At 65.6% G+C, this 26,856-nt stretch carries 22 protein-coding genes; 13 read left to right on the forward strand and 9 right to left on the reverse strand.

What is annotated here, in order from left to right; translation table 11 throughout:
* Window positions 1-103: 103 nt before the first annotated feature.
* Window positions 104-1,453: an ATP-binding protein gene (locus tag BGP00_RS08520; protein ID WP_292690328.1), complete on the reverse strand. Its 1,350-nt coding sequence runs from the start codon at window positions 1,451-1,453 to the stop codon at window positions 104-106.
* Window positions 1,450-2,154: a response regulator transcription factor gene (locus BGP00_RS08525; protein WP_292690330.1), complete on the reverse strand. Its 705-nt coding sequence runs from the start codon at window positions 2,152-2,154 to the stop codon at window positions 1,450-1,452. Before BGP00_RS08525 ends, BGP00_RS08520 begins: the two co-directional genes overlap by 4 nt.
* A gap of 225 nt (window positions 2,155-2,379) precedes the next feature.
* Here BGP00_RS08525 and BGP00_RS08530 point away from each other — a divergent pair, with 225 nt between their 5' ends.
* Genes BGP00_RS08530 through BGP00_RS08540 form a run of 3 tightly spaced genes read left to right on the forward strand, consistent with a single transcriptional unit; the run spans window position 2,380 to window position 7,931 of the window.
* Window positions 2,380-5,505: an efflux RND transporter permease subunit gene (locus BGP00_RS08530; RefSeq protein WP_292690333.1), complete on the forward strand. Its 3,126-nt coding sequence runs from the start codon at window positions 2,380-2,382 to the stop codon at window positions 5,503-5,505.
* Between the two features lie 18 nt (window positions 5,506-5,523).
* Window positions 5,524-6,621: an efflux RND transporter periplasmic adaptor subunit gene (locus tag BGP00_RS08535; protein WP_292923856.1), complete on the forward strand. Its 1,098-nt coding sequence runs from the start codon at window positions 5,524-5,526 to the stop codon at window positions 6,619-6,621.
* On the forward strand, window positions 6,618-7,931 hold the full coding sequence (locus BGP00_RS08540; protein ID WP_292690339.1) for a TolC family protein: 1,314 nt from the start codon (window positions 6,618-6,620) through the stop codon (window positions 7,929-7,931). Before BGP00_RS08535 ends, BGP00_RS08540 begins: the two co-directional genes overlap by 4 nt.
* Here BGP00_RS08540 and BGP00_RS08545 read toward each other — a convergent pair.
* Window positions 7,928-8,884: a GNAT family N-acetyltransferase gene (locus BGP00_RS08545; RefSeq protein ID WP_292690340.1), complete on the reverse strand. Its 957-nt coding sequence runs from the start codon at window positions 8,882-8,884 to the stop codon at window positions 7,928-7,930. The genes BGP00_RS08540 and BGP00_RS08545 overlap by 4 nt on opposite strands.
* 63 nt (window positions 8,885-8,947) lie before the next feature.
* Window positions 8,948-9,832 (reverse strand): LysR family transcriptional regulator ArgP, encoded by an 885-nt coding sequence (locus BGP00_RS08550; protein ID WP_168602000.1) that lies wholly within the window; start codon window positions 9,830-9,832, stop codon window positions 8,948-8,950.
* 72 nt (window positions 9,833-9,904) lie between these two features.
* On the opposite strand from BGP00_RS08550, the gene BGP00_RS08555 reads away from it, so the two are divergent.
* Window positions 9,905-10,525 (forward strand): LysE family transporter, encoded by a 621-nt coding sequence (locus BGP00_RS08555; protein ID WP_292690343.1) that lies wholly within the window; start codon window positions 9,905-9,907, stop codon window positions 10,523-10,525.
* A gap of 85 nt (window positions 10,526-10,610) precedes the next feature.
* On the opposite strand, the gene BGP00_RS08560 is transcribed toward BGP00_RS08555, so the two are convergent.
* On the reverse strand, window positions 10,611-11,504 hold the full coding sequence (locus BGP00_RS08560; RefSeq protein ID WP_168601998.1) for a LysR family transcriptional regulator: 894 nt from the start codon (window positions 11,502-11,504) through the stop codon (window positions 10,611-10,613).
* 91 nt (window positions 11,505-11,595) lie between these two features.
* Between BGP00_RS08560 and BGP00_RS08565 the strand changes: the two genes are divergently transcribed.
* Genes BGP00_RS08565 through mmsB form a run of 5 tightly spaced genes read left to right on the forward strand, consistent with a single transcriptional unit; the run spans window position 11,596 to window position 16,990 of the window.
* Window positions 11,596-13,092, forward strand: a complete 1,497-nt coding sequence (locus tag BGP00_RS08565) for a CoA-acylating methylmalonate-semialdehyde dehydrogenase (protein ID WP_292690346.1) — start codon at window positions 11,596-11,598, stop codon at window positions 13,090-13,092.
* 18 nt (window positions 13,093-13,110) lie between these two features.
* On the forward strand, window positions 13,111-14,253 hold the full coding sequence (locus BGP00_RS08570) for an acyl-CoA dehydrogenase family protein (protein WP_292690349.1): 1,143 nt from the start codon (window positions 13,111-13,113) through the stop codon (window positions 14,251-14,253).
* Window positions 14,250-15,314: an enoyl-CoA hydratase/isomerase family protein gene (locus BGP00_RS08575; protein WP_292690352.1), complete on the forward strand. Its 1,065-nt coding sequence runs from the start codon at window positions 14,250-14,252 to the stop codon at window positions 15,312-15,314. The genes BGP00_RS08570 and BGP00_RS08575 overlap by 4 nt, the downstream gene beginning before the upstream one ends.
* Window positions 15,311-16,093, forward strand: coding sequence for an enoyl-CoA hydratase-related protein (locus BGP00_RS08580; RefSeq protein ID WP_292690354.1), 783 nt, complete (start codon window positions 15,311-15,313; stop codon window positions 16,091-16,093). The genes BGP00_RS08575 and BGP00_RS08580 overlap by 4 nt, the downstream gene beginning before the upstream one ends.
* A gap of 27 nt (window positions 16,094-16,120) precedes the next feature.
* Window positions 16,121-16,990 (forward strand): 3-hydroxyisobutyrate dehydrogenase, encoded by an 870-nt coding sequence (mmsB, locus tag BGP00_RS08585; RefSeq protein WP_292690357.1) that lies wholly within the window; start codon window positions 16,121-16,123, stop codon window positions 16,988-16,990.
* A 3-nt stretch (window positions 16,991-16,993) separates the two neighbouring features.
* Here mmsB and BGP00_RS08590 read toward each other — a convergent pair whose 3' ends face one another.
* Window positions 16,994-18,112, reverse strand: a complete 1,119-nt coding sequence (locus tag BGP00_RS08590) for an MFS transporter (protein WP_292690802.1) — start codon at window positions 18,110-18,112, stop codon at window positions 16,994-16,996.
* A 306-nt stretch (window positions 18,113-18,418) separates the two neighbouring features.
* Window positions 18,419-19,267, reverse strand: coding sequence for an RMD1 family protein (locus tag BGP00_RS08595; protein WP_292690359.1), 849 nt, complete (start codon window positions 19,265-19,267; stop codon window positions 18,419-18,421).
* Window positions 19,268-19,454: 187 nt separating this feature from the next.
* On the opposite strand from BGP00_RS08595, the gene BGP00_RS08600 reads away from it, so the two are divergent.
* The 4 genes from BGP00_RS08600 (at window position 19,455) to BGP00_RS08615 (ending at window position 25,065) form a co-directional block, all read left to right on the forward strand.
* Window positions 19,455-20,051 (forward strand): sigma-70 family RNA polymerase sigma factor, encoded by a 597-nt coding sequence (locus BGP00_RS08600; protein ID WP_292690361.1) that lies wholly within the window; start codon window positions 19,455-19,457, stop codon window positions 20,049-20,051.
* Window positions 20,044-20,952, forward strand: coding sequence for a FecR domain-containing protein (locus BGP00_RS08605; RefSeq protein WP_292690363.1), 909 nt, complete (start codon window positions 20,044-20,046; stop codon window positions 20,950-20,952). Before BGP00_RS08600 ends, BGP00_RS08605 begins: the two co-directional genes overlap by 8 nt.
* Before the next feature lie 118 nt (window positions 20,953-21,070).
* Entirely contained in the window at window positions 21,071-23,860 is a 2,790-nt protein-coding gene (locus BGP00_RS08610) for a TonB-dependent receptor (RefSeq protein ID WP_292690365.1), read from the forward strand.
* Between the two features lie 17 nt (window positions 23,861-23,877).
* Window positions 23,878-25,065, forward strand: a complete 1,188-nt coding sequence (locus tag BGP00_RS08615) for a histidine-type phosphatase (protein ID WP_292690366.1) — start codon at window positions 23,878-23,880, stop codon at window positions 25,063-25,065.
* 90 nt (window positions 25,066-25,155) lie between these two features.
* Here BGP00_RS08615 and BGP00_RS08620 read toward each other — a convergent pair whose 3' ends face one another.
* Both BGP00_RS08620 and BGP00_RS08625 read right to left on the reverse strand, forming a co-directional pair.
* Window positions 25,156-26,283, reverse strand: a complete 1,128-nt coding sequence (locus tag BGP00_RS08620) for an OmpA family protein (RefSeq protein ID WP_246869897.1) — start codon at window positions 26,281-26,283, stop codon at window positions 25,156-25,158.
* A gap of 155 nt (window positions 26,284-26,438) precedes the next feature.
* Window positions 26,439-26,813 (reverse strand): hypothetical protein, encoded by a 375-nt coding sequence (locus BGP00_RS08625; protein WP_292690370.1) that lies wholly within the window; start codon window positions 26,811-26,813, stop codon window positions 26,439-26,441.
* Between the last annotated feature and the right edge of the window lie 43 nt (window positions 26,814-26,856).

Raw genomic sequence — 26,856 nt, forward strand, 5'->3', positions numbered from 1 at the left:
TCTATTCAAATGCGATAAAATATTGCTTGGGCGCGATAAGCTGTTCTGGACGAATCGTATGGAAAACCGCCCCGGCGCCCGTCAAAACTCCGCCTGACAAGGCTTATTTGGGGAAAACGAAGCGGATGATCAGGCCGCCCCCGGGCCGGTTGTCGGCCGCCACGGTGCCGCCATGCAGTGCCGCGATGCGCGCCGTGATCGCCAGCCCCAATCCGGCCCCGCCGCTTTGCGCGCCGCGCGCCTTGTCCACCCGATAGAAGGCTTCAAAGATCCGCTCCAGTGCCTCCTCGGGCACGCCTTCGCCGCGATCGGCCATCGCAATGCAGATCCGGTCGGGGCCGGTCTCGAGCGTAATGGCAATCGCCTCGCCCTCGCCTGAATGGCGGATCGCATTGCGCAAAACATTGTCAAAAGCTCGGCGCAGCAGATCGGGATCGCAAGGCATCGCAATCCCGTCGGGCGCGGTCAGGTGCAGCGCGATCCGGCGCTGTTCGGCCTCGATCCGCGCATCGTCGACCGCCTCGCCCAGCAATTCGGCCAGATCGACCAATTGCCTGTCCAGTTGCCGCCCCGGCGTGTTCATGGCCGAAAAACGCAAGGTGTCGCCGATGATCCGGTCCAGCCGGTCAATGTCGCGCTCGACCCGCGCCAGATGGGTTTCCAGATCCCCCGCATTCTGCCGCGCCAGCGCCGCGGCCACCCGCAGCCGCGTCAGGGGCGAGCGCAATTCATGGCTGATATCGCGCAGCAACTCGTCCTTGCTGACGAGCTGCTGCTGCAACTTTTGCGCCATCGTGGTGAATTCGGCCGCCAGACTGCCCAGTTCATCGCGCCGCGCCATCAGCCAGTCTTCGGGCCGCGCGCCCAGATCGCCTTCGGCCAGCCTGCGCGCGCTGGCCTGCAGCGCGACCACCGGATGGCTGATCTGGCGCGCCAGCCACCACGCCATCGCCCCGCTGACCCCCAGCGCCAGCAGGCCCATCGCCACCCAGACATCATAAGAGCCCAGCACATCGAAAGCGGTGGCCCCCGACCATCCCGCCACCAGCCGCCAGCGCCCGCCGGGCAAGGGCGAAAACAGCAGCACATGGCTGCGCCGCCGCATAAAGCCGGGGGTGGTCGGAGGGGCCGGCGGGCTGTCGGCGGCCGCCTGATCCGGGCGCAGCCGCAGCGAAACCGCGCGGCCCAGCATGTCGCGCCCCTGTGCATCCAGCACAAAGACCATGATATTGCCGTCCCTGCGCGCCTCGCGCGCCAGCCATTGGCGCAGGCCCGCATCGCCGCCCGCGCGCCACGCCCGCGATGCGCCGCGCAGCAAGGCGCCCGGATCGAAGGCCTCCAGCGCCTCGGCCCGCGCCCATGCCACGGCCACCGTCACCCCCACCGCCGAAGCGGCGATCAACGCCATGGCCAGCCAGAAGCTGAGGAAAATACGCGAGAAAATCGACCTCACACCGCGCCCTTGCCGCCCAGCGCCACCAGCACATAACCCTGGCCGCGGATGGCCTTGATATCGACCATGCCCGGCGCGGCGGCGGATAATTTGCGGCGGATATTGCTGATATGGGTGTCGATGCTGCGATCCTGATTGAGCAGCCGCCGCCCCAGCACGGCCTGCGTCAGGGCATCACGGCGGTGGATCTGCTGCGCCTCGCCCGCCAGTGTTTCCAGGATGCGGAACTCCGTGCCCGTCAGGCCCAGCGGCACGCCCGCCAGACGGGCGACAAAGCGCGTGGAATCCACCTCCAGCCCGGCAAAGCCGGAAAATGCCGGGCGCGCCGGTTCGCGCGCCTCGAACCGTCGCAGGATCGCCCGCATCCGCGCCACCAGCTCACGCGGGTTGAAAGGCTTGGGCATGTAATCATCCGCGCCCAGTTCCAGCCCGACAATGCGGTCCAGATCGCTGCCCCGCGCGGTCAGCATCAGCACCGGCATCATCGAGGTCTGGCGGAGCTGGCGCAGCACCTCCAGCCCGCCAAGGCCGGGCAGCATGATGTCCAGCACCGCCAGCGCATAGTGCCCTTGCCCCGCCACGCGCAGAGCCTCGAGCCCATCATGCACCGCGCTCACGGCAAAACCCTCGGCGCCCAGATATTCGCCGAGCATATCCGTCAGTTCGGCGTCATCATCAATGATCAGCACCGGGCAGTTCATGCCTGCGCCTCTCCCATGGGCTTTGTTGCCGTTCTGCCTAGCCGCGCGGCCCGGTCTTGTCACCCTTGGGCGATGACCTTCACATTTCTTGACCTTTCCCCACAAGTCTTAACGCCGAAAGAACGGCCCCCTCTGCTACGAACGTCGATAAGAGGCTGTTTCGGCGGCCATAAGGGGATGCGCCCGCACCATGCGGCGGGGCGGGGGAAAAGGTCCAAGGCGCCGATGAATCTGGTCCATCAATCGCTGCGCCGTCCATGGACGGTGGTGGTCCTGGTTCTGGCCATGGCGCTGTCGGCCTTTTTCGGCCTGTCGCGTATGCCGCGCGATGTGTTCCCCAACCTCAACGTGCCGACCATCTATGTGGCCCAGCCCTATGGCGGGCTGGACCCCGCCCAGATGGAAGGGCTGGTCACCTATTATTACGAATATCACTTTCTCTACATCACCGGCCTTGAACATGTTGAATCGAAATCGATTCAGGGCGCCACGGTGCTCAAGCTGCAATTCCATCCCGGCACCGACATGTCGCAGGCCATGTCCGAGACGATCTCCTATGTGAACCGCGCCCGTGCCTTTATGCCGCCCGGCACCGTGCCGCCCTTTGCCATGCGTTTTGACGCGGGCAGCGTGCCGGTGGGCAATCTGGTGTTTTCCAGCGCGGCGCGGCCCGTGGGACAGATGCAGGATCTGGCGCTCAACACGATCCGGCCGATGTTTGCCACGTTGCCGGGCGTGTCCGCGCCGCCGCCCTTTGGCGGGGCGCCGCGCACGATTGTGCTCAACACCGATCCGGCCAAGCTGGCCTCATATAATCTCTCGCTCGATGATGTGGTCAATGCCGTGGCCCGCTCGCAGGTGGTCAGCCCATCGGGCAATATCGCGCTGGACGGCAAATATCCCATCGTGCCGACCAATGCGATGGTGACGGATGCCAAGGAACTGGAAAGCGTGCCGCTGCGCCCCGGTTCCTTCCCGGCCGTGCATGTGGGCGATGTGGCCAAGGTGGTCGATGGATCGGATATCGTCACCAGCTATGCGCTCTCGAACGGGCGGCGCACGGTCTATATTCCCGTCACCAAGCGGGCCGACGCTTCGACGCTGGCGGTGGTCGATGCGGTCAAGGCCAATCTGGGCAAGTTTCAGGCCGCGCTGCCCGAGGATGTGACGGTCAGCTATGAATTCGACCAGTCCGGCTTCGTCACCCGCGCGATGGCCAGCCTGACGCTGGAGGCGGCGCTGGGGGCCTTGCTGACGGGCGTGATGGTGCTGCTGTTTCTGCGCGATGGGCGCGCGGCGCTGGTGGTGGTGGTCAATATCCCGCTGGCGTTGCTGGCGGCCAGTCTGGCGCTGTGGCTGACCGGGGCGACGATCAATCTGATGAGCCTTGGCGGGCTGGCGCTGGCGGTGGGCATTCTGGTGGATATGTCCACCGTGACGATGGAAAATATCCATGTGCAACTGGCGCAGGGCAAGGCTCTGCCCCGCGCGGTGGCCGATTCCGGGCGCGAGGTGGCCGGGCCTCTGCTGATCGCGCTGCTCTGCGTGCTGTGCGTTTTCGTGCCAGCGCTGTTCATGCAGGGCGCGGCGCGGGCGCTGTTCCTGCCGATGACGCTGGCGGTGGGCTTTGCGATGATCGCCTCCTGGCTGCTCGACCGCACGCTGGTGCCGGTGCTGGCGGTTTGGTGGCTGAAGCCCGAGGCGATTGGCCATGACGGGCCGGAGGAAGGGCTGCGGCGGCGCTATCAGGGGGCTAAGGAGCGGGTTGCGGGCCTGCCCGCCGGGCTGGTGGCCGGGGCCTATCTGGCTGTGGCGGCGCTGGTGGTGGGGCTGGGAGGGGCTTATCTTGGCGCTGATATTTTCCCGCAGGGGTCGGCGGCGCAATTGCAATTGCGCCTGCGCGCACCGGCGGGGACAAAACTCGATCTGACCGAGGATCTGACCAAGCGGGCGCTGGCCATCATCGCGCGCGATACAGGCGATGGCGTGGCGGCCAGTCTGGCGCTGGTGGGGATGCATGGGTCGGCCTATCCGATCAATTTCATCCACCAATGGAACGGCGGCACACATGAGGCGGTGCTTCAGGTTCAGCTTAAGGACCATGGCGATATGGCCGCGCTGCGCGACCGACTGCGCGGCGATCTGGCGAAGGAATTGCCGCAGTTGCGCGTGTCCTTCGAACCCGCCGATATCGTCAGCCGCGTGATGAGTTTTGGCGCGCAGACCCCCATCGAGGTGGCCGTGCTGGGCAAATCGTTGGAGGACAATCGGGCCTATGCCGAAAAGATCCGCGCCGCGATGGGCCGGATTGAGGCCCTTCGCGATGTCCAGATCGCCCAGACGCTGGATTATCCGGCGGTCAAGGTGACGCTGGACCGGGGCCTTGCCGGGCTGGCCGGGGTGTCGGCGGACAATCTTACCCGCTCGCTCACGCCTTTCACTTCGTCGAGCCGCTTTACCCAGCCGGTCTATTGGGCGGCCAACACTGGCGTTTCCTATCAGGTGCAGGTGCAGGGCGCGCCCGCCAAACCGGCGACGATGGAGGATCTGCGCAATCTGCCGGTCAGTTCGGCCAGCGGCCATCCCATGCTTTTGCGCAATGTGGCGCAGGTGGCGCCGGGCACCGTTCCGGGCCAGTTCGACCGCTATAACGGCCAGCGGGTGGTCAGCGTGACCGCCAATTACGAACATGCCGCGCTGGGCAGCGTGGCGGGGCAGGTGCAGGCCGCCGTTGACAGCCTTGGCCCGCCCCCCAAGGGTATCACCGTGATGCTGCGCGGTCAGGTCGAGCCTTTGCGCGATATTCTGGGCAATCTGCAGACCGGCCTGCTGGTGGCGGTTCTGGCGATCTTCCTGATGCTGCTGGCCTATTTCCAGTCGCCCGGTCTGGCGCTCTGCGCGCTGGCCAGCGTGCCTGCCGCGCTGGTGGGGGTGGTGCTGATGCTGGGGCTGACGGGCACGACGCTCAATCTGGAAAGCTATATGGGCGCGATCACGGCAACCGGCGTGGCGGTGGCCAATGCCATCCTCTTGGTAAGTTTCGCCGAAAAGGCGCGGATCGAAGGCATGGGCGCGATGGAGGCCGGATGGCATGGCGCATCGACCCGCCTGCGTCCCATCGTGATGACCAGCATGGCGATGGTGGCGGGCATGGCCCCGATGGCGCTGGGCCTTGGCGAGAGCGGGGCGCAGACCGCGCCGCTGGGCCGGGCGGTGGCGGGCGGAGTGATCACTGCCACGCTGGCCACGCTGTTCGTCCTGCCGGTGATCTTTGGCCTGCTGCGCGCCTCGGCCTCGCGCCATTCCCCTTCGCTCGATCCCGATGATCCGGCGGCTTCTTCTCATGCGTAAAGGTTTGCCGTCATGACGATGACTTCATCCAAGGCTCTGTCGATGGCCATGGGCGCGGGCGTGCTGATCGCCGGGGGCCTGTGGTGGCATGGGCAAAGCGCGCCAGCGGCAACCAGCGCGCCTGCGGCGGCCTCGGCGCTGGATGCCGTCCATCCCGCCCGCGCCGATATTGCCGCCAGTTTTGAGGCCGACGCCAGCATCGAGCCATGGCAGAGCGCCGACCTCTTCGCCAAGGTTTCGGGCTATGTGGCCGATATGCGGGTCGATATTGGCGACAAGGTGACCGCCGGACAGGTGCTGGCCACGATCCGCCTGCCCGAGGTCGTGCATGAACTGGCCGAGGACCGCGCGACTTTGGCCGCGCGCCGGGCAGAATTGTCGCTGCAACAGATCACGCAGAAGCGGCAGGAGGAACTCTATCGCGCCAAGGGCATCACCGATCAGGCGATGGACGAGGCAAAAGCGCACACCAGCATCGCCCATGCGCAGGCCGATCTGGCCGCCGCCACGCTGGCCAAGGCGCAGGCGGTTTCGGCCTATACGCGGATTGTCGCGCCCTTTGCCGGGGTGGTGACGCGGCGCATGGTCAACAATGGCGCCTTCATTCAGGCGGCCACCAATGGCCTGTCCTCGCCTTTGTTCACGGTGCAGCAGGTTGACCGGTTGCGCGTGATGGTGGCCGTGCCCGCCGCGCAGGCCGCCGCAGTGCGCAAGGGGCAGAGCGCGACGCTGAGCACGGGGAGCGACGATCCGGTCAAGGCCAGTGTCACCCGCACCGCAGGCAGCCTGGATCAGGCCACGCGCACGATGATGGCCGAAATCGACATTCCGGGCGGGCGGCTGCTGGCGGGCGGTTTTACCCGCGCGCGGATTGAGACGGCGCGCCATACCGGCGTGCTGGGCCTGCCCAATGCGGCCATCGGCAAGGATGACAAGGGCAGTTTCGCGATGGCCGTCATCGGCGGCAAGGTCGCGCGCAGAGCGATCACCACCGGGATCACCGATGGCAAGCTGACCGAGATCACCGATGGGGTGGGCGCGGGCGATGTCATTCTGGCCAATGCCAAATCCGCGCCGCCGGTGGACAATGCCGTGACGGTCAAGGTGGCGCCATGAAGCGGGCCGCGCTGGCGCTGATGCTGATCGCCGCGCCCGCCATGGCGCAGGAGCCTGCTTCCGGCGAACTGGCAACGCTGGCGCGCGATGTGGTCAGCCTCGATCTACCCCATGCGCTGCAACTGGCCCATGCGCGCAACCTCGATCTGGAGGAGGCCAAGGCGCGGGTGAAGCAGGGCAGCGGCGTGGTCAGCGGGGCCTTGGGCGCGGCCCTGCCGGGGATCGCGGTGGGGGTCGATGCGATGCGGCTGGACGGGGCCTTGCCGGGCGCGGGCGGCGCCTATCAGGTAGGCCGGTTTGAGCGCGTCAGCCCCTTTGCGCTGGCCAGCTGGATCATGCGGCCCGGACAGGTGGTGTTCGATATTCTGGCCGCGCGGCGCAATCTGTCCGCGCTGCGCCATGATGCCGAATTCACCGGTCGGCGGGTCGATCACGATATTGCGCAGGCCTTTTACGCGCTGGCTCTGGCGCAGGCGCATATTGCCGCCAGCACCGACCGGGTTGAGGAAAGCCGCGAGCTGTTGCGCCTGAGCAGCGCGCGCGAGGCATCGGGGCTGGGCCTTGCGCTGGACACGCAAATGGCGCGTGAAAGCGCGGCCCGCGCGGCGATGGATCAGATCAAGGCGCTCAATGCCTATTATGCCGCCTCGCTGCGTCTGGCCGGGCTGCTTGATCTCGATCCGGCGGTGCTGCTGGTCCCCGCGCAGGGGGCCTTGCCCGAACCGGCATCGGCTGAGGAGCCTGCGCTGGACGTGCTGACCGCCGCCGCGCTGGCGCACCGTGCCGATCTGGCCGCGATCCGGCAGCAGGTGGGGGTGAGCGATGCGGCGGGGGCGGCAGCGATACTGGCCGCCGTGGGGCCTCAGGTTTCGGCCAGCGCGATCACCGCCGACCCCATCCCAACCGCCAAGGCCAGCGACACGATGTTTCGCCTGCCCAGCGCCAATGCCAGCCTGTCACTGACTCTTTCGGCCAGCGTGATCGGCAAGGCGCAGAGCGCGGCGGCCTCGCGCGCGCTGGCCCGGATCGCGATGCGGCGGCGGCTGGAGGATTTGCGCAAGGAGGTTGCCTCGGCGCGGCAGGAGATGATCGCGGCGCAAAAGGCGATTCCGCTGGCCCGCGAAAGGCTGGTGGCCAGCCAGAGCGCGCTGGCGCTGGCCCGCGCAGGATTGCAGGCAGGCACCGCGATTCTGCATCCTGTGCTGATCGCGCAGGCCAATGTCCAGGAGGCTCGCTCGGCCTATGCCGACAATCTTGCCCGCTACTGGTCGGCTCGCAACGATCTGGATCTGGCCACGGGCGGGCGTTAGGCCCCGCCCGCCGTATAGCGCATGGCGACATCGCAGCGTGCATAGCGGGCGCCATAGCTGGCCATGATGTCCGCATCATGGGTAAAGCCCAGCTTTTCATAGAGATGGATCGCGGCCGCGCATTTGCGATTGGTCAGCAGATAGAGCGGATCGGCTCCCATCTCGCCCGCGCGCGCAATCATGGCATCCAGCAGGAATTCCCCGGCTTTCAGGCCCCGCGCACTCTCTCGCACCCCCATCTTGGTCAACTCAAAGCTCGACGCGCCGGTCTTTTGCAGCGCGCAGGCCCCCACCACGCCGAGGCCGGGCGCCTCGACGAACAAGATCGCGCCGCCCGGCTCTATGATCCGCGCGCGCGGGTTTTCCAGCACCTCGCGGTCGGTGGCCTCCAATGAGAACATCGCGGTGATCCATTGCGCGTTGATATCGTGGAAATCGCGGGCGAGATCGTCGCTGAATTCGCGCAGGCGCAAGCCGTCGGGGCGGGCGCGGGCGGCCCGCTCGGCAATCGAGGCTTGGTCGAGCGCACGCTCGATGGCGGCAATCTGGGCCATGAAGCGGTTCTCAAAGCCATCCAGCAATTCTTGCGCCGCCATGCCGATGCGGGGCCACAGATCGCTGGCGGCCTGATGCGCGGCGGCGCGGCCCGCCTCGGTCAATTCGACCAATCGGGTGCGCTGATCGGCGGCGGGCGCATCGGCAAGGATGCCCAGATTGCCCAACTGGCCAACGCTGCGCGTGATGCCTGGCTGGCTGATGCCGATGGTCTCGGCCAGTTGGCCAATCGTCATCGGCCCCGCGCGCAGCGCCGCCAGCACCGCCATATGGCCCGGCTGCAGCGGCATTCCGGCGTCGGCAATCGTGCTCATCGCGCCCGCCTGCATTCGTTCGGCCAGACGCTTGAGCCTGCTGCCCAGAAAGGCGGGCCCCATATCGGCAATTACATCGCGCATCGCATTCTCCATATCACGTTATATAACATGATATGGAATTGCAGTGCCTGTCAAGACCCTCCCCTATTGCAGCAATTTCGCCGCCGCCACCCGCCGGACCGCATCGGTCAGCGTCTTGAGCGCGGAAGCGTGGAGCCGCGTCACGGTCCAGTAGAGTTTGACCCGAAGCGGCGTGTCGGGCGTCAGTTCGACCAGCAGGCCCTGTTCGACGAGCGGACGCGAGATCATCGCCGGGTGCATGCCCCATGCCATCCCCGCCAGCGCAAAGTTGAGAAAACCATAGGTCGATGGCACCCAATGCATCGGCGCGTTCAGGGCCAGCCCATGGCTTTCGCGGGCCCATCGCGCCTGCAATCCATCGCGCCGCTCGAAACGCAGGCATGGTGCGCGCGACAGGCTTTCCCCGGTCACGCCATTGGGGAAATAGCGTGCGGCGAAATCGGGGTTGCAACAGGCCTGATATTCAAGACTGCCCAGTTCCACTGTCTTGCAGCCCTGCACCGCGCCCGGATCGGCCGATACCGCCGCCAACACCTCGCCCGAGCGCAGGCGGTTGGCGGTGACCTCCTCATCCTCGATCATGAAGTCGAGCAGATGGCCGGTGGCGCGGGCGAAATCGGCGGCGGCCTGCGGAAACCATGAGGCGATACTGTCGGAATTGACCGCGATGCGCAGCGTGACCGGCGCGTTCGTGGGCAGGGCCAGCGCAGGGGCCAGTTCAGCCTCCAGCAATTGCACCTGATCGACATGGGCGCACAGGCGATGGCCCAGCTCGGTCGCCACGCAAGGCTGGCCCCGCACGATCAGGATGCTGCCCAGCCGCTCCTCCAGCGCCCGCACCCTTTGCGAGACCGCCGATGGCGTGATGCCCAGCCTTTCGGCGGCGCGTTCGAAACTGCCTTCGCGGGCAACGCAGGCGACGGCGGCAAGGGCGGGGTAATCCAGCATGATGAAGTTTTACTTCATCTGGATTAGTAGAACAAGTTTTCCTGAATTGCAACGCCGCGTCATAGCGCCCCCATGACAAACATTCTCTCCACCTTCCTCACCGGATTTGCCATGTCGGCGGCGCTCATCATAGCGATCGGCGCGCAAAACATGTTCGTCCTTCGGCAAGGGCTCAAGCGTGAGCATGTCGGGCCGATCGTGCTGTTTTGCGCAGGCGCCGATGCGCTGCTGATTGCCGCAGGCGTGGGCGGGGTGGGGGCCTTGCTGGGCGCGATGCCGCAATGGACCATGGCGCTGACCATCGGCGGTGCGCTGTTTCTGGGCTGGTATGCGATAAAGGCGTTTGCGCGGATGATGACGCCCGAGGCCATGGCCGTGACCGCGCAGGGCGGCGTTTCGCTGGGCCGGGCGCTGGCGACGACGGCGGCGTTCACCTTTCTCAATCCGCATGTCTATCTCGACACGGTGCTGTTGATGGGGGCGGCGGGTTCGGCTCAGGCGCCCGCTTTGCGTCCGGTGTTCGTCGCCGGGGCTGCCGGCGCCAGCATCCTCTGGTTCGTCGGCCTTGGCTATGGCGCGCGGGTGCTGACCCCGCTGTTTGCCCGGCCTGCGGCGTGGCGCGTGCTGGATGGCATCGTGGGCCTTACCATGCTGACGCTGGCCGTCACTCTGGTCGGGAGGCTTGCGGCATGAGCGCCCTGCGTCACCTGTGGCGGCTGATGGTCGTCACATCCGAAATCGCGGTGCGTCGGCGCTATGATGCGTTCTGGCGGGCGGATTAAACCCCGGCAAACAGCCGCGCATCCAGCTTCACGATCTCGCTGAGCCAGTCGATGGTGACGCGGATGCGCTGAAGCCCATGCGTGTCCTTATGCGTCACCAGCCAGAAGCTGCGGGTGATGCTGTGATCGGGCAGGACGCGCACCAGCGAGGGATCGGCATCGCCGATAAAGCAGGGCAGCACCCCGACCCCGGCGTGGGCGGTCAGCATGATGTGCTGGGCCAGAATCGAGGTCGAGCGCAGGGTTGCGGCCAGACTTGGATCGATATCGCTGAGATAATTGAGTTCGGGGGCATAGATCAGTTCGGGCACATAGCCGATCAACTGATGCCCCTGTCGCAGATCGGCGGGTGCCAGAATGGATTTGCGCCCCGCCAGATAGGTCGGGCTGGCATACATGCGCAGCGTGTAATTGGACAATTTGCGCGCGATCAGCGGCCCGGTCTTGGGGCGCGAAAGCAGCACGGCAATATCGGCCTCGCGCCGTGAGGGGCTGAGAAACCCGTTCGAGGCGACCAGATCGACGCTCAGCCCCGGATAGCGCGCGGCAAAATCCCCCAGATGCCGCGCGACGATCCAACTGCCAAAGCCTTCCGAAACGCTGATCCGCACGCTGCCGGTGGGGCCGGAGGGGGAATTGGCGCTTTCCAGTTCGCTGCTCGCCATGGCCATCTGTTCGACCACTGCCAGCAGCCTCTCGCCCGCCGGGGTCAGGATCTGTCCCTCGCGCGTTTGTTCGAACAGGGTGGCGCCCATCTGGCTTTCCAGACGGCGCAGGCGGCGCCCGATGGTGGTGGCGTCCATGCCCATCATGCGCCCGGCCCGCGCCAGTTGGCCCGTGCGCGCCACGGCCAGAAAGGCCTGAAAATCGCTCCAGTCGGTTGCCTGCATTTTTGCAGGTCTAACGGGCATTAATGTCTGTTGCCAGTCATTTTTGAGCCAATACAAGTGGAGGAAATCGAGAAACGGGAAGGATGCGAAAATGCGCTTTATCGACCATCTGATTGTTGGCGGTTCTGGCGGCGCTCCGGCGCGCAAGGCTCCGGTTTTCAACCCTTCGACAGGCGCGGTGCAGGCCGAGGTGGCGCTGGGCGATGCCGCCCTGCTCGACCGCGCCGTGGCCGCCGCGCAGGCCGCCCAGCCGGCATGGGCCGCCACCAATCCCCAGCGCCGCGCCCGCGTGATGTTTGAATTCAAACGGCTCGTTGAGGCCAATATGCAGGATCTGGCCGAACTGCTGGCCAGCGAACATGGCAAGGTGGTAGCCGACGCCAAGGGCGATATCCAGCGCGGGCTGGAGGTGGTCGAATTTGCCTGCGGCATTCCCCATGCGCTCAAGGGTGAATATACCAATGGCGCCGGGCCGGGCATCGACGTCTATTCCATGCGCCAGCCCATCGGCATCGGCGCTGGCATCACCCCTTTCAACTTTCCCGCGATGATCCCGATGTGGATGTTCGGCGTGGCCATCGCCTGCGGCAATGCCTTTATCCTCAAGCCCAGCGAGCGCGATCCTTCGGTGCCGGTGCGCCTTGTCGAACTGATGCTGGAGGCGGGCGCGCCCGAGGGCATCCTGCAATGCGTCCATGGCGACAAGGAGATGGTGGACGCGATCCTCGACCACCCTGCCATCGGCGCGATCAGCTTTGTCGGGTCGTCCGACATCGCCAATTATGTTTACCAGCGCGGCGCGGCCAACGGCAAGCGGGTGCAGGCGATGGGCGGGGCCAAGAACCACGGTATCATCATGCCCGATGCCGATATCGACCGGGCGGTGGGCGATCTGGTGGGCGCGGCCTTTGGCTCGGCGGGCGAACGCTGCATGGCGCTGCCGGTGGTGGTGCCGGTGGGCGAGGGGACGGCAGAGCGGCTGATCGAGAAACTGCTGCCCGAAATCGCCGGGCTCAATGTGGGGGCCAGCCTTGATGCCTCGGCCCATTACGGCCCCGTCGTCACCGCCCAGCACAAGGCCCGCATCGAGGATTGGATCGCCACCTGCGAGGCAGAAGGCGGTCAGATCCTTGTCGACGGCCGCAATTTCACGCCGCAAGGGCTGGAGGGCGGTTTCTATGTCGGCCCCACGCTGATCGACCATGTGACGCCCGACATGAGCAGCTATCACAACGAGATCTTCGGCCCTGTGCTGCAGATCGTGCGCGCGCCCGATTTCGAAACCGCGCTGTCCCTGCCCAGCCGCCATCAATATGGCAATGGCGTCGCGATCTTTACCCGCAACGGCCATGCGGCGCGCGAATTTGCCGCGCGGGTCAATGTCGGCATGGTGGGCATCAATGTGCCGATCCCGGTGCCGGTGGCCTATCACACGTTTGGCGGATGGAAACGCAGCGCCTTTGGCGATACCAATCAGCATGGTATGGAGGGCGTGAAGTTCTGGACCAAAATCAAGACCATCACCGCAAGGTGGCCCGACAGCACGCCCGATGGCGGCAATGCCTTCATCATCCCCACGATGGGCTGAAACAGGACATAGGATGCCATGACCGACGCCTTTACGCTTAACGAGGACCAGCGCTCGATACAGGAGGCCGCCGCCCGGTTCACCGCCTCCTCGATCACGCCCCATGCCGCCGGGTGGGACGAGGAGCACCATTTCCCCCGCGAGGTCATGAGCGCGGCGGGCGACATGGGCTTTGGCGCGATCTATGTGGGCGAGGAGAGCGGCGGCATCGGTCTGGGGCGGCTGGAGGCGGCGCTGGTGATCGAGGCGATGGCCTATGGGTGCCCCGCCACGGCGGCTTTCGTTTCGATCCACAATATGGCCGCATGGATGATCGACCGGTTTGGCTGTGATGCTTTAAAGGCGCGCTATCTGCCCGAGCTGGTGGGGATGGCAAAACTCGCCTCCTATTGCCTGACCGAGCCGGGCAGCGGATCGGATGCGGCGGCGCTGCGCACCACGGCGCGGCGGGATGGCGATCACTATGTGCTGAACGGCACCAAGCAGTTCATCTCGGGCGCGGGGGTGAATGACATCTATCTCATCATGGTCCGCACCGGCGAGGCCGGAGCGAAAGGCATCTCCTGCCTGCTGGTGGAAAAGGGCACGCCGGGCCTGAGTTTTGGCTCGCCGGAGCGCAAACTGGGCTGGAATGCCTCGCCCACCGCGCAGGTCATCCTTGAGGATGTGCGCGTGCCGGTGGAAAACCGGCTGGGCGAGGAGGGCGACGGGTTCAAAATCGCCATGGCCGGGATCGACGGCGGGCGGGTCAATATCGGCGCCTGCTCGCTGGGCGGGGCGCAGCGCTGTATTGACGAGGCGGTGCGCTATACCAAGGAACGCAAGCAATTCGGCAAGGCGATCGCTGATTTCCAGAATACCCAATTCGTGCTGGCCGATATGGCCACCGAGCTGGAGGCGGCGCGCGCGCTGCTCTATACCGCCGCGGGAAAGGTGACGCGCGGCGATGCCAACAAGACCGCCTTTGCCGCCATGGCCAAGCGTTTCGCCACCGATACGGGCTCGTCTGTTGTGGACCGCGCCTTGCAGATGTTTGGCGGCTACGGCTATCTGCGGGATTACCCCATCGAGCGTTTCTGGCGCGACTTGCGCGTTCATCGCATTCTGGAAGGGACCAATGAAATCATGCGCCTGATTATCGCGCGGGACCTGCTGAAATGAGCGAGGTTCTGGTCAGGGCCGAGGCGCGCGCGGGGGTGCTCTCGCTCAACCGCCCGCGCGCGATCCATGCGCTGACGCTGGACATGGTGCGGGCGATGACGGCGGCGTTACTGGCTTGGCGCGATGATCCGGCGGTGGGCGCGGTGATGATCGACCATGCGGTTGACCCTGCGGGCGACCCCAAATTGTCGCGCGGCTTTTGCGCCGGGGGCGATATCAACTTGCTGCGCCAATCGGCGCTGAGCGATGGTGGGGCAGCCGGGCGGCGGTTTTTCCATGAGGAATATCAGCTCAACCACCTGATCTTTGCCTATGGCAAGCCGGTAGTGGCCTTTATGGACGGCATCACCATGGGCGGCGGCGTGGGCATCAGCGGCCCGGCGCGTTGGCGCGTTGCCACGGAAAACACGAAACTTGCCATGCCTGAAAGCGGTATCGGTCTGTTTCCCGATGTGGGCGGGGGATGGTATCTTTCGCGCCTTAGCGGCAGGCTGGGGCAATATCTGGCGCTGACCGGGGCGCGGCTGGATGGAGCGGAATGCGTGTGGGCCGGATTGGCCACGCATTATCTGCCCGCGCAGAGCCTGCCCGAGGCCAAGGTGCGGATCATCGCTGGGGAGGCGCCCGAGGCGGTGCTCAATGCGCTGTCCATAGCGCCGCCTGCGCCTGCGCTGGCCGACCATGCCGCCGACATCGCCTGTCTGTTTGCCGGTTATCGGCTGGAGGATATTCTGGCCGCGCTGGAGGAGGATGGCGGCTCCTTCGCCGCCCGCACCCTGGCCACGATCCGCACCAAAAGCCCGACCACCTGCAAGGTTGCGTTGCGCCAATTGGCCACCAGCCTGACCCTGCCCGATTTCGCGGCCAATATGGCCATGGAATACCGGATCGGATCGCGCGTTTTGATGCTGCCCGATTTTGCCGAAGGGGTGCGCGCGGTGATCGTCGATAAGGATAATGCCCCCGCATGGAATCCGCCCCGTCCCGAGCAGGTGACCGAGGCGATGCTGGACGCTATCTTCGCCCCCTTGCCAGCGCATGAGGAATGGAAACCGCTATGAATTATGAAACAATTCTGGTCGAACAGCGCGGAGCGGTCACGCTCATCACGCTCAACCGGCCCAAGGCGCTCAATGCGCTCAATTCGCAGGTCTGCGCCGAACTGGTCGCCGCCTTTGCCGCCTTTGAGGCCGATGATACACAGGGCTGCGCGGTGCTGACGGGCAGCGGCGAGAAGGCCTTTGCCGCCGGGGCCGACATCAAGGAGATGGCCGAAAAGCCCGCCGCCGACTTCTTCCTTCAGGATTTCTTCGCCGATTGGCACGCCAAGCTGGTCAAGGCCACGCGCAAGCCGTGGATCGCGGCGGTCAATGGCTTTGCGCTGGGCGGCGGCTGTGAACTGGCGATGATGGCCGATTTCATTCTGGCCGCCGACACCGCCAAATTCGGCCAGCCCGAGATCAAGCTGGGCGTCGCCCCCGGCATGGGCGGATCACAGCGCCTGACCCGCGCGGTGGGCAAGGCTAAGGCGATGGAGATGTGCCTGACCGGGCGGATGATGGGCGCGGTTGAGGCCGAGAGCGCGGGGTTGGTCGCGCGCATCGTGCCGCTGGCCGATCTGCTCGAGGATGCGCTGAAAACCGCGCAGACCATTGCCGAGATGCCCCGCATGGCGGCCATCGCCAACAAGGAAATGGTCAATGCCGCGTTTGAAACCACGCTGGATCAGGGCCTGCTCCACGAGCGCCGCCTGTTCCAGATCCTGACCGCCAGCGCAGACAAGGCCGAGGGCATGGCGGCCTTTGTCGAAAAACGCACTGCCCAATGGCAGGGCCGATAAAACTATAATATTCAAGGAGAGGTCATCATGAAAATCGCCTTCATCGGACTGGGCAACATGGGCGGCGGTATGGCGGCCAATCTGGTGAAGGCGGGCCATCAGGTCCATGCTTTCGATCTGGCGCAGGCCGCGCTGGATCGGGCAGTGGCCAATGGCTGCGTACCTTTCGCCAATATGCGCGATGCGGTGGCGGATGTGGATGCCGTTGTCTCGATGCTGCCCAATGGGGCCATCGTCAAAGCGGTCTATTCCGGCGATGTGATCGGCCATGCCCCGACGGGCGCGCTGCTGCTTGATTGTTCGACCATTGATGTGGCCAGCGCGCGTGAAGTGACCGTTCTGGCGCAGGCGGGGGGCTATCGTATGGTGGACGCCCCCGTTTCGGGCGGGATCGCGGCGGCCAATGCGGGCACGCTGACCTTTATGGTGGGCGGCACGGAGCAGGATTTTGCCGAAGCCCAGCCGATCCTTGCCGCCATGGGTAAGGCGGTGATCCATGCGGGCGAAAGCGGCGCGGGACAGGCGGCCAAGATCTGCAACAACATGCTGCTGGGCGCCTCGATGGTGGCCACGTGCGAGGCGTTCAAACTGGCCGAAAGGCTGGGGCTGGATCTCCAGACCTTTTACGACATCTCGTCCAAGGCCTCGGGCCAGTGCTGGTCGATGACCTCCTATTGCCCGGTGCCGGGGGTAGGGCCGGAGACGCCTGCGGACCATGGCTATCAGGGCGGCTTTGCCACCGCACTGATGCTCAAAGACCTGAAACTGGCCATGGCGGCCGCGCAGGATGCGGGCGCGCCCGTGCCGATGGGCCACCGCGCCGAGGAACTCTACGCCGCCTTTGACGCGGCCGGGAATGGCGGTATGGATTTTTCCGCCATCATCAAAACGCTCTGAACCCTAGCCGTGGCGGCGCGCCACCCGCGCGGCCACGGCCCAGATGCCCAGCCCCGCAAGCGCCAATCCCGCCCCGACAAAGCCGGTCGAAGCCCAGCCATAGCCCGCCGCTATCGCCATCCCGCCCATCCACGGTCCCAGCGCATTGGCGATGTTGAAGGCCGAATGGTTGAGCGCAGCGGCCAGCGTCTGCGCCTCGCCCGCCACGTCCATCAGGCGGGTTTGAAGCACGGAGCCAAGCGCCCCGCCGATGCCGATAGCAAAGACCACCACCGCCACCGCCCAGACATGCCCCACCGCAAAGGGATAGATCGCCAACCACGCCGCGCTCCACACCAGCAGGCCACCCGCCGTGGGCATCAGCGCCCGGTCGGCAAAGCGTGGGGCGATGATGTTGCCCAGCGTCATCCCCACGCCAAAGATCGCGAAGATCAGCGGGATCGCCGCTTTGGAGGCATGAGTGACCTCGATCAGCGTCGAGGCGATATAGGTATAGACGCAGAACATGCCGCCAAAGCCGATAGCGCCAATGCTCAGCGTCAGCCACACCTGACCCCGCGCCAGCGCGCCCAACTCGCGCATCGGACTGGCCCCCGCCGCCGGGCGATCATGCGGGGCAAAGCGCGCCACCATCGCCGCGCACAGCAGCGCCAGCACCGCCACCACGCCAAAGCCCCAGCGCCAGTTGACCGACTGGCCCAGCACGCTGGCCGTGGGCACGCCGATGATCGTGGCCACCGTCAGGCCCAGCATCACATAGCCCACTGCCTGCGTGCGCTTTTCGGGCGGCACCAGGCTGGCCGCCATCAGCGCGGCCACGCCGAAATAGGCCCCATGCGGCAGGCCCGAGAGAAAGCGGAACAGCAGCATCCAGTGATAATCGGGCGCCAGCGCCGACAGCGCGTTGCACAGGCCGAACAGGCCCATCAGCAGGATCAGCAGCGTCCGCCGCGCCAGATTGGCGCCCAGCACCGCCAGCAGCGGCGCCCCCACCACCACGCCCAGCGCATAGGCGCTGATCACATGACCCGCCGTGGGCGCGTCGACATGAAGCCCGTCGGCCATATAGGGCAGCAGGCTCATCGTGGCGAATTCGGTGGTGCCGATGGCAAACCCGCCCATCGCCAGCGCCAGATGCACCAGGGCAACCGGCGAGGAACGGGAGGTGTCATCCGCAGGCGTAAAGGCAATAGCGGCGGGGTCCAGCGCAGGGGCGCTCATGGGTGGGGCCTTTCGTCATGGGGGGAACCGCAATGCAGTGCGGCAAAGGCAAATCCCTATATAGGGCGGGCTATGCCTTTTGTCAGGCCCCAAAATGCTGCATCGCAGCATATGCAGTCCTATGCAGACCGCCCTCTATCGCCCCACCGTACAGGACAGCCGAAGCCCTCGATCGACCAACACCGACGCAACAGTTGGCGGTGCGTCCTATCGCCAATGCATGTTAAACAGCGCCAGCACGATTTCAAAGGCAATCAACGCGATGATCGCCAGTTCGAGCCGAAAGGCCCGCTTGTCCTGAATGATGTTGAGCAGCACTTCGGCAAAATCGCCCAGCGCCACGAATTTGCGCTCCAGCACCTCGGCGCGGTCGTCCAGCTCGTGTTCGGCCTCCAGCCTGGCATAGAGCCGGTCCAGCTCGGGATTGTCCCATAGGACATCGGGGCGCTCGTCGGCCTGAACCTTGGCCATGACCCGGTGGCGCGCGGCCAGGACCTCGCCCACCAGTTGCATCGCCTGACGCACCGGCGCGCGCGTCCGCCCGGTTTCGCGCAGGTCGGACACCAAAGGGGCGATGCGGTCGAAAGCCTGCGAAACCAGCACTTCATCGCGCGACAGCACCACGCTGCGCGCCAGCACGATGGCCACCAGCGTGAGGCGCGCCTCATCACCATCGGCGAGCAGGATCTGGCCTTCCTCGCCGATCCGGTCGGTGCCGTGGCGGGTCAGGCTGATCTCGGCGGTTTCCACCTCGATCATGCCCGCCGGATCGCGCAGATAACGGGCCAGCGCGGCATCGATCCGGCCCGGTGTCTCATCCGGCCCGGTGATGGACACCACCGCGCCATAGCGGAACACAAAGGTCAGCCCCTCGCCCGCCCATGGCGGCAAGCGGCGATTGTCCTCGACCAGCGCGCGTGTGTCGATGCGTCCGGCCAGCACCCTTGCGCCCGCCACCAGTCGCCCGGACGCGGGCAGCGCGCCCAGCATCACAAAATCGGGGTGGCCCAGATAGCCGGAGGAGGAGGTCGGAAACTCGTCGGCGCTGGCGATCATGCTGTTTTCCCGTCGGGATTTGCGAAAAACTGGCGCGAGGATAGGGCCGGAATATAACAGTTCCGTTGGCCGGTGTGGATTTATATCCGCTGCCCGTCCGCTCCGGCTATTGGGATTAGCGCGGAGGGCGCATTGTCACGAGGTTTTCGCAATCGCACCCTAGCGGCCTTGGGCAGGAGATTGCGCCATGCCCTGTGCCTCGCCCGCCATCGTCGGTTGGGTTGCCCGCCATATCGTGCCCGAAGAGCCTGCGGTGCGGGCTGCGCTGCGCCGTCTGGGCGTGGCGCCGGGCGATGTCGACGACATCGTGCAGGACGCCTATTGCCGCTTTGCCGCGCTGTCCTGTGTCGATCATATCACGCGCCCCGGCGCCTATTTCATGCAGACCGCGCGCAACCTGTGGCGCGATCAGTTGCGCCGCGCCGCGATCATTCGTTTCGAGGACCTTACGGAAAGCGCGCAGAACTTCGTCATAGATGAAGCGGCGGGCATCGAAAGCGTTCTGGCAGCGCGCGAACAGTGGCGGATCGTCGAGGGCTTGCTGGCCGCTCTGCCCGAGCGGTGCCGCATGATCTTTACGATGAAGCGGATCGAGGGCCTGTCGCAAAGAGACATCGCGCAAAAGCTGGGCGTCAGCGAAAGTGTGGTGGAAAACGATATACAAAAGGCGCTCCGCCTGTTGCAGGCGGGGTTGCGTTGCGCAGAAATGGACGGCCCGCTACCTTCGGGCGAAGACAGGAAAGACATTGCCGCAAGAGGGACAAAAATCCGCCGCTGTGCTTGAGGCCGAAGCGGCCGCTTGGGCCGCGCGGCTGGATGCTGCGGGGGCTGAGGATCTGCCCTTGGCACAGCGCGCCCAGTTCGAGGCATGGCTTGGGGAGCATCCGCGTCATGGCGGGGCCCTGCTGCGCGCGCAGGCTGTGCTGCATCTGGCCACGGCCGCCGCGCCCGCGGTGCAGGAGGCGCCGCCGCTGCGTCGCTGGCGGTTGGCGGCGGGCGCTTTGGGGCTGCTGGCGGCCTCGCTGGTGGCCTGGCTGGCGATGGATCCGGGGGCGCAGACCTATGCCACCACGCAGGGCGAATTGCGCCGCCTCGCGCTGGCCGACGGCAGCGCGCTGACGCTGGATGCGGCGAGCAGGCTGCGCGTCGATTTCGACCGGGGCGAGCGCAAGGTCAGCCTCTCGCAGGGGCGGGCGCTGTTTCGCGTGGCGCATAATGCCGCGCGCCCGTTTCAGGTTCAGGCGGGCGATGTGATCATTACCGACATCGGCACGGTCTTTAGCGTCAGCGCGCAGGGCGACACGGTCAATGTGCTGGTCAGCGAGGGCGAGGTCGAGGTGCGGCGGGGGATTTTTGCCCTGCGCCTGACGGCGGGGCAGGAGGTGCGGCTGGGCAAGGATGGCGCGCCGGTGCGTTTGGGTCTGGCCGCGCCCGCGATGGAGCGCGCGCTGGCATGGACCAGCGGGCGGATCGAGTTGGACGGGGAAACGCTGGAGAACGCGCTGGCCGAATTCAACCAGCATAATCGCGCGACGATCCGGCTGGCCAATCCGGCGCTGGGGCGCGAAAAGCTCTATGGCGCTTTTCGTCTGGATGATCCCGAAGGCTTTGCCCGTGCCGCCGCGCTGAGTTTGAACGCGCCAATGCGCGCCGAGGAAGGCGGTTGGGTGATTGGCGGCAAATAGGACCGCCCTTGGCCCAAGCCGCAAAATAAATTTGCTGTTGCCCCAAAGGAAACCCGAACGCGGCCCGTCGAGCAGGTGATGGGGCCGAATAGCCGGCCCGCCGTCCTGTGAGGGTTTCATGACCGGGTTTCTTCGCCATCTCGCTATTGGCACCATGCTGACCAGCGTTGCTATGCCTTTCGCGGCCCATGCCGCCACGTTCGACGTTCCGGCACAGGATGTCGCGGGCGCGGTGCGCCTGTTTGCGCGGCAGGCCAATGTTCAGATCATCATCACCGGCAGCGCCGCCGAGGGCCGCCGCAGCAATGCCATTACCGGCGCAATGACCATCGACGAGGCGCTGGCCCGGATGCTGCGCGGCACCGGCCTGTCGGTGCGCAAGGCGGGCGAGACATCCTATGTCATCACCGCCGGGCTGGCCGATGCGGGCGATGAGAGCGGCGCCATCGTCGTCACCGGCGCTCTGGCGGCCCAGCGCGAGGCTGTGGCCGAAAAGCGTGGGGCCGACAATGAGGTCGAAACGCTGCGCGCCAATGATGTGGGTAAATTGCCTGATCAGAACGTGGCCGAAGCGATCAAGCGCCTGCCCGGCCTGACTGCGGCCAACGATCAGGGCGAGGGCCGCTATGCGATCATTCGCGGCATCGACCCGGCGCTGGCCAATGTCACGATGAACGGCATGACCCAGCCCGCGCCCGAACCCGATGGCCGCCAGGTCAAGCTGGACGACATCCCCAGCGCGATGATCCAGTCGATCAGCGTCTCCAAATCGCTGCTGGCCAGCCAGGATGCCAATGCGATTGCGGGCGAAGTCTCGATCAAGACCAAGACCGCTTTCGACAGCAAGAAGCCCTTCTTCCTCGACCTGCGCGGGGCGGCGGGCCAGTATCAGATCAACAAGAAATCGCCCTATGAGCTGGACGGCACGCTGGGCGGCCGTTTCGGCAGCGCGCAGCAATTCGGCGCGGTGCTCAGCGTCAATTACTCACGCCGCCCCATCGAAAGCCAGAACTATCAGGGATCGAGCGCGGCGACCTATGCCAATACCGGCGTTCCCGATGGCAATGGCTTGCGCGACTATAATCTGACGCGCACCCGCCTTGGTCTGGTGGGCAATTTCGATTGGCATCCCAATGAGCGGACCAAGCTCTATCTGCGCGCCACCTATTCCGAATTTCAGGATCATGAAACCCGCGACCAGAACCGTCTGGCCGTCACCGCCTATGACGCCACCACCGGCGCGCCTTCTAAGGCCACGGCCACTATCCTCGTGCGCCGCCGCGAGGAGAACGACCATACGACCGGTCTGACGCTGGGTGGGGAATTTGCCGATCTGGCGGGCGGCACGCTGGAGGTGACGGGCGGCTATTCGCGCGCGGTCAAGGTCGATCCGGTGCGCAGCGAATTCACCTTCACCACGGCCAAGGGCGGCGTTACTTCGCTGGCCTATGACGGCTCGACCTATCCCTATTCACTCTCGCCTTCGGGCAGTTTCGCGGGCCTGTTCAACGATCCGTCCAAATTCTACTTCTCTAAATATAACCTCGAACATCGCTATGCTTTCGAGGAAATCTGGCAGGGCAAGGTCGATTACACGCATCCCATAGCGTGGGGCGACGGTTCGGAAATCAAGGCGGGTGTCAAGCTGATGGACCGCCACAAGGCCGATGACCATGACAAGACCACATGGAGCGCGACCAAGACCACGCTGGCCACCGGATGGCTGCTCTCCAATGTCGGCTATACCGGGGGCAGCAGTTTCTATGACGGTATGTTCGCGATGGGCACGCGCATCAACTATGCTGCCGCGCGTGATTATCTCAACGCCAATATGGCGTCCTATGCCGCCGTCAGCACCAGCAGCACGCTCTCGGACTCGCTCTCCAGCGACTATGACGTGCGCGAGACGATTGGCGCGGCCTATGTGATGGCCAAGCTGAAATTCGGCGGCCTGACGGTGATCCCCGGCCTGCGCGTGGAAACCACCCATGACAGCACAAAGGCCAAGCTGGTGACGGCCTCCTCGACACTGGGCGACGGGTTCAACAGTTTCGGCAAGGTCAGCTATACCGACATCTTTCCCGGCCTGAACGTCAAATATGATGTCAGCCGCGACCTGTTGCTGCGCGGGGCGGTGACGACCTCGATCGGGCGGCCCAATTATCCCAATCTGGCGCCCTATGTGATTGTTGACACATCCTCGCCATCCACCCCCGCGATCAGCATGGGCAACCCCGATCTCAAGCCCTATCGCGCGGTCAATCTGGACGCGGCGGTCGAATATTACCCGGCCAAGGGCAGCATCCTGTCGGCGGGCATCTTTTACAAATCCATCGACAATCCGATCTATACTTATGGCCAGACCGGGGTGAACGGCACATTCGCCAATGTCGCCTATACCAACGCCACCGTGACCCAGCCGATCAATGCGCAGGATGAGCAGATCACCGGTGTCGAATTCAACGCCCAGCATCAGTTCACCAATCTGCCCGGCGCACTCTCGGGCCTTGGACTTTCTGCCAATTTCAGCCACGTTTGGGGCCATGCCCGGGCGCCGCTGGTCCGCGCCGGGGCCAGCCTGCCCTTGGCGTATCAATCGAAGAATGTCGCCTCGGCGCAGGTCTTTTACGAGAAATACGGCTTTGGCGCGCGCCTCGCCTTTTCCTATCGCTCGGCCTATCTTGATACGCTTGGCGCCAGCGCGGCGCTGGATCAGTACACCGACGCCAATGGTCAGCTTGACCTGCATGTCTCCTATCAGATCCGCAAGGCGATCACCGTGTTTGGCGATGCGGTTAATCTGACCGATGCGGGCTGGCGGCGCTATCTGGGGGCGAACCGGTCCTATTTGATCGAACGCGAACGCTACGGCACGCTGCTGCGCGGCGGCGTCCAGATGCATTTCTGAGCAGAAGGGCTTATTTGATGCGCAAGATGATGATGATCGCGGCGGCGCTGGCCTGTGCCGGGCCGGTTCAGGCCAAGACAGCCGGCCCGGTGGTGGAAAGCGTTGCGGTGCTGATGCGCCATGGCATTCGCCCGCCCACCAAGGACCCGGCCATGCCCGCCGGGACCGCGGCCTCCGCATGGCCGCGCTGGGATGTGCCGCCGGGCTGGCTGACCACGCATGGCGGAGAGGCGGTGGAGCGCCTTGGCGCGGAGGATGGCGCATGGTTGCGGCGGATCGGCGTGCTGCCTGCTGCGCGCTGCCCCGATGCGGGGCGGGTGCATATTCTGGCCGACAGCGACCAGCGCACCATCGCCACCGCCCAGCATTGGGCCAAGGGCGCGCTGGCCAAATGTGCGCCCGTCATCCACCATCTGCCGCAGGATCAGGGCGATCCGCGCTTTGGCCCGCTTTCGGCCGGTCTGGCGCGGATTGATCCGGTCGCGGCGGCGGGCGCCATCGAGCAGGCCGTCGGGCCGGAAGGTCTGGCCGGGATCGACCGCAGGCTGGCTCCGCTCTATGCCCGATTGAACGCGATCCTGTGCGGCGGGGCGGCGGCGCCCTGCGGCCTTGGGGCCGAGTCCACGCAGATCCGCCCCGCCACCGCGCAGGCCCGCCCCAAACTGTCGGGAATGCTCGACCGGGCCTCGACCGCAGCCCAAATCCTCTTGCTTGAATATGCCGATGGCAAGCCGATGACCGAGGTCGGTTGGGGCCGGGCCAGCGCGGGCGATATTGCCACGCTTTCCACCTTTCATGCCGAGGAATTCCGGCTGCTTGCACGCCCCCGGCCCATAGCCGTGCCCAATCTGGCGGGGCTGACGCCGGTGCTGCGCGAGGGGCTGCAAGGGCGTGTCGGGCTGGCGCTGATCCTTGGGCATGATACGAATATTGCCAATCTGGCGGGGGTGCTGGGTCTGCACTGGCGTGTTGATGGTCTGGCCGCCGATGATCCCGCGCCGGGCGGCGCCATCGTGCTGGAAGTGCTGCGAATGCCTTCGGGCCGTCGTCTGGTCCGGGCCAGCTATCGTTCGCAATCGCTGGAGGCGATGCGGAGCGGCAAGGGCGCATCGCTGCGCCAGCCCATGGCGATCGGGGCCTGCCGCCATCCGGTGAGGGGCGGCCTTTGCCCGCTTGGCGAGGTTCTGGGCGCGCTGGAGCCGTAAGCCCTGCGGGCGCCCCTTATGGCTCGGGGGGAGCAGCCCATCGCGTGATGGACTCCTCCCCCCGAATGCCGACAGTTTCGGCCCAATGCCTCAGTGATTTTCTGTGGGCGCCGAGGCGGGCTTTTCCGGACGCGCCGCAGGAGCGCCCACAAAGGTGATCTCGACCCGGCGGTTCTGCGCTTCGCGCACGCCCGGCGCCGTGGCCACGCGCGGCGAGCTGGCGCCGAAGCCCTGAACGCTCATGACCTCGCGCGGGATGCCATGGCCGCTCAGATAGGCCTTCACCGATTCAGCCCGGCGCAGCGAGAGTTCCTTGTTATAGGCCTCCGAGCCGCTGCTGTCGGTATGGCCGGCCAGTTGCAGGCTGGCATAGCCGGTCTGCTGATAGGAACTGGTGGCCTTGTCCAGCGTTGCTGCGGCCTCGCTGGTGATATCGGCGCGGTTCCAGTCGAAGAAGACCAGATAGGGGCCGGGATTTTCAACCGCCGCTACCGGCGAATAGGCCATGCTGGGCGGCGGCGGAGGCGGGGGCGCGACATAGGCAGGGTTGACCGAGCCATCCGGGCGCAGGCGGCAGGGCCGCCCAAGGGCGTTGTAAACCTTGAAGACTTCCTCATCCGAGCACATCAATTCGCGTGCGGCATCGCGGTCGCCGATCGTCTGGGCCAGTTCGCGGGCGTTCAAGCGACGAACGCAGTGGTGGTCCTGCCATGTCGTGCCGCCCGATGCGCCAAAGCCCAGCACCGAAACCCCCAGCGAGCTGGAACCCATGCAGGTTTCCGTCAGCGTGGTGGTCAGCGCGGGGGCCATGACGGCCGGTGCGGTCTTGATCGTCTGATTGGCCGGATAGACCGAATTGTTGTTGATGGTCTGGCTGTTGCCCTGCGTCGACTGGTTGGTCGACTGGTTCGAGGAACTCGAACTTGTGGTGGCGGTGGAGCTGGACCCGGATGTCGAATCCGCCTTGGTGTTGGTGATGTTGATCGGATTGGACACCGAATTGGAATTGGAATTGGCGCCAGAGGTCGATCCCGACACCGAACCCGATGTGGTGGTGGTGTTTTGAACGGGATTGGCATTGGCGGCGGCATCCGAACCCGAAACCGCCCCGGCGTTCGAACCCGATGTCGAGGTGCTGGTCTGCGCCAGCGCCATGGTTGGATGGATAGCACCGCTGATCAGTGCGACGGTGCTGATTGCTGTCCAGAGCCTATGCATAGTGATCCTCCTGACTGTGGCTCCGAGCGCCTGGCGCCGCCGGATCCCCCATGAAAGCAAGCGGACGATGATCGGGCAGGCTGCTTGCCCCCCTGCTCGAGCGAACATGGCACACGGGGGAGGAGCCAAATCCTCCCCCGCTGCATTGTTCAGGCTTAGTGGTGGCCGCTGGTGTAAGCGATGGCGCCGGCACCATAGAGGCCCACCGCGCCGCTGGTCTGACTGGCCGAACCGCCATGGCCGCTGGTCGAAGAGCCGCCGCCCTGGACCGCGCCGCCCATGCTGCCCGACGAGGTGGTGGTCGTGGTGGTGCCATGGTGGTTGGACAGCGAGGCCGACGATCCCGCTTCGCCACCCGCCAGCACAGCCCCTCCGGCCATGGCCCCGCAATGCGAGCCGCCGCAGGAGGTCGAGCTGCCGGCGCCCACGGAGGTCACCGACACGCTGCCCGCACCGACGCCCGACTGGGCCATGGCGGGAGCGACAAAGGCAAGGCTTGCGCCCACAGCAAGGACATAGTAAATACGCATGAGGTATTCTCCATATTTGCATGCCATTATTGCGGATGGCGTG

The organism is Novosphingobium sp. 63-713 (genome assembly GCF_001898925.1).
In the GTDB taxonomy this organism is placed as follows: Bacteria; Pseudomonadota; Alphaproteobacteria; order Sphingomonadales; family Sphingomonadaceae; genus Novosphingobium.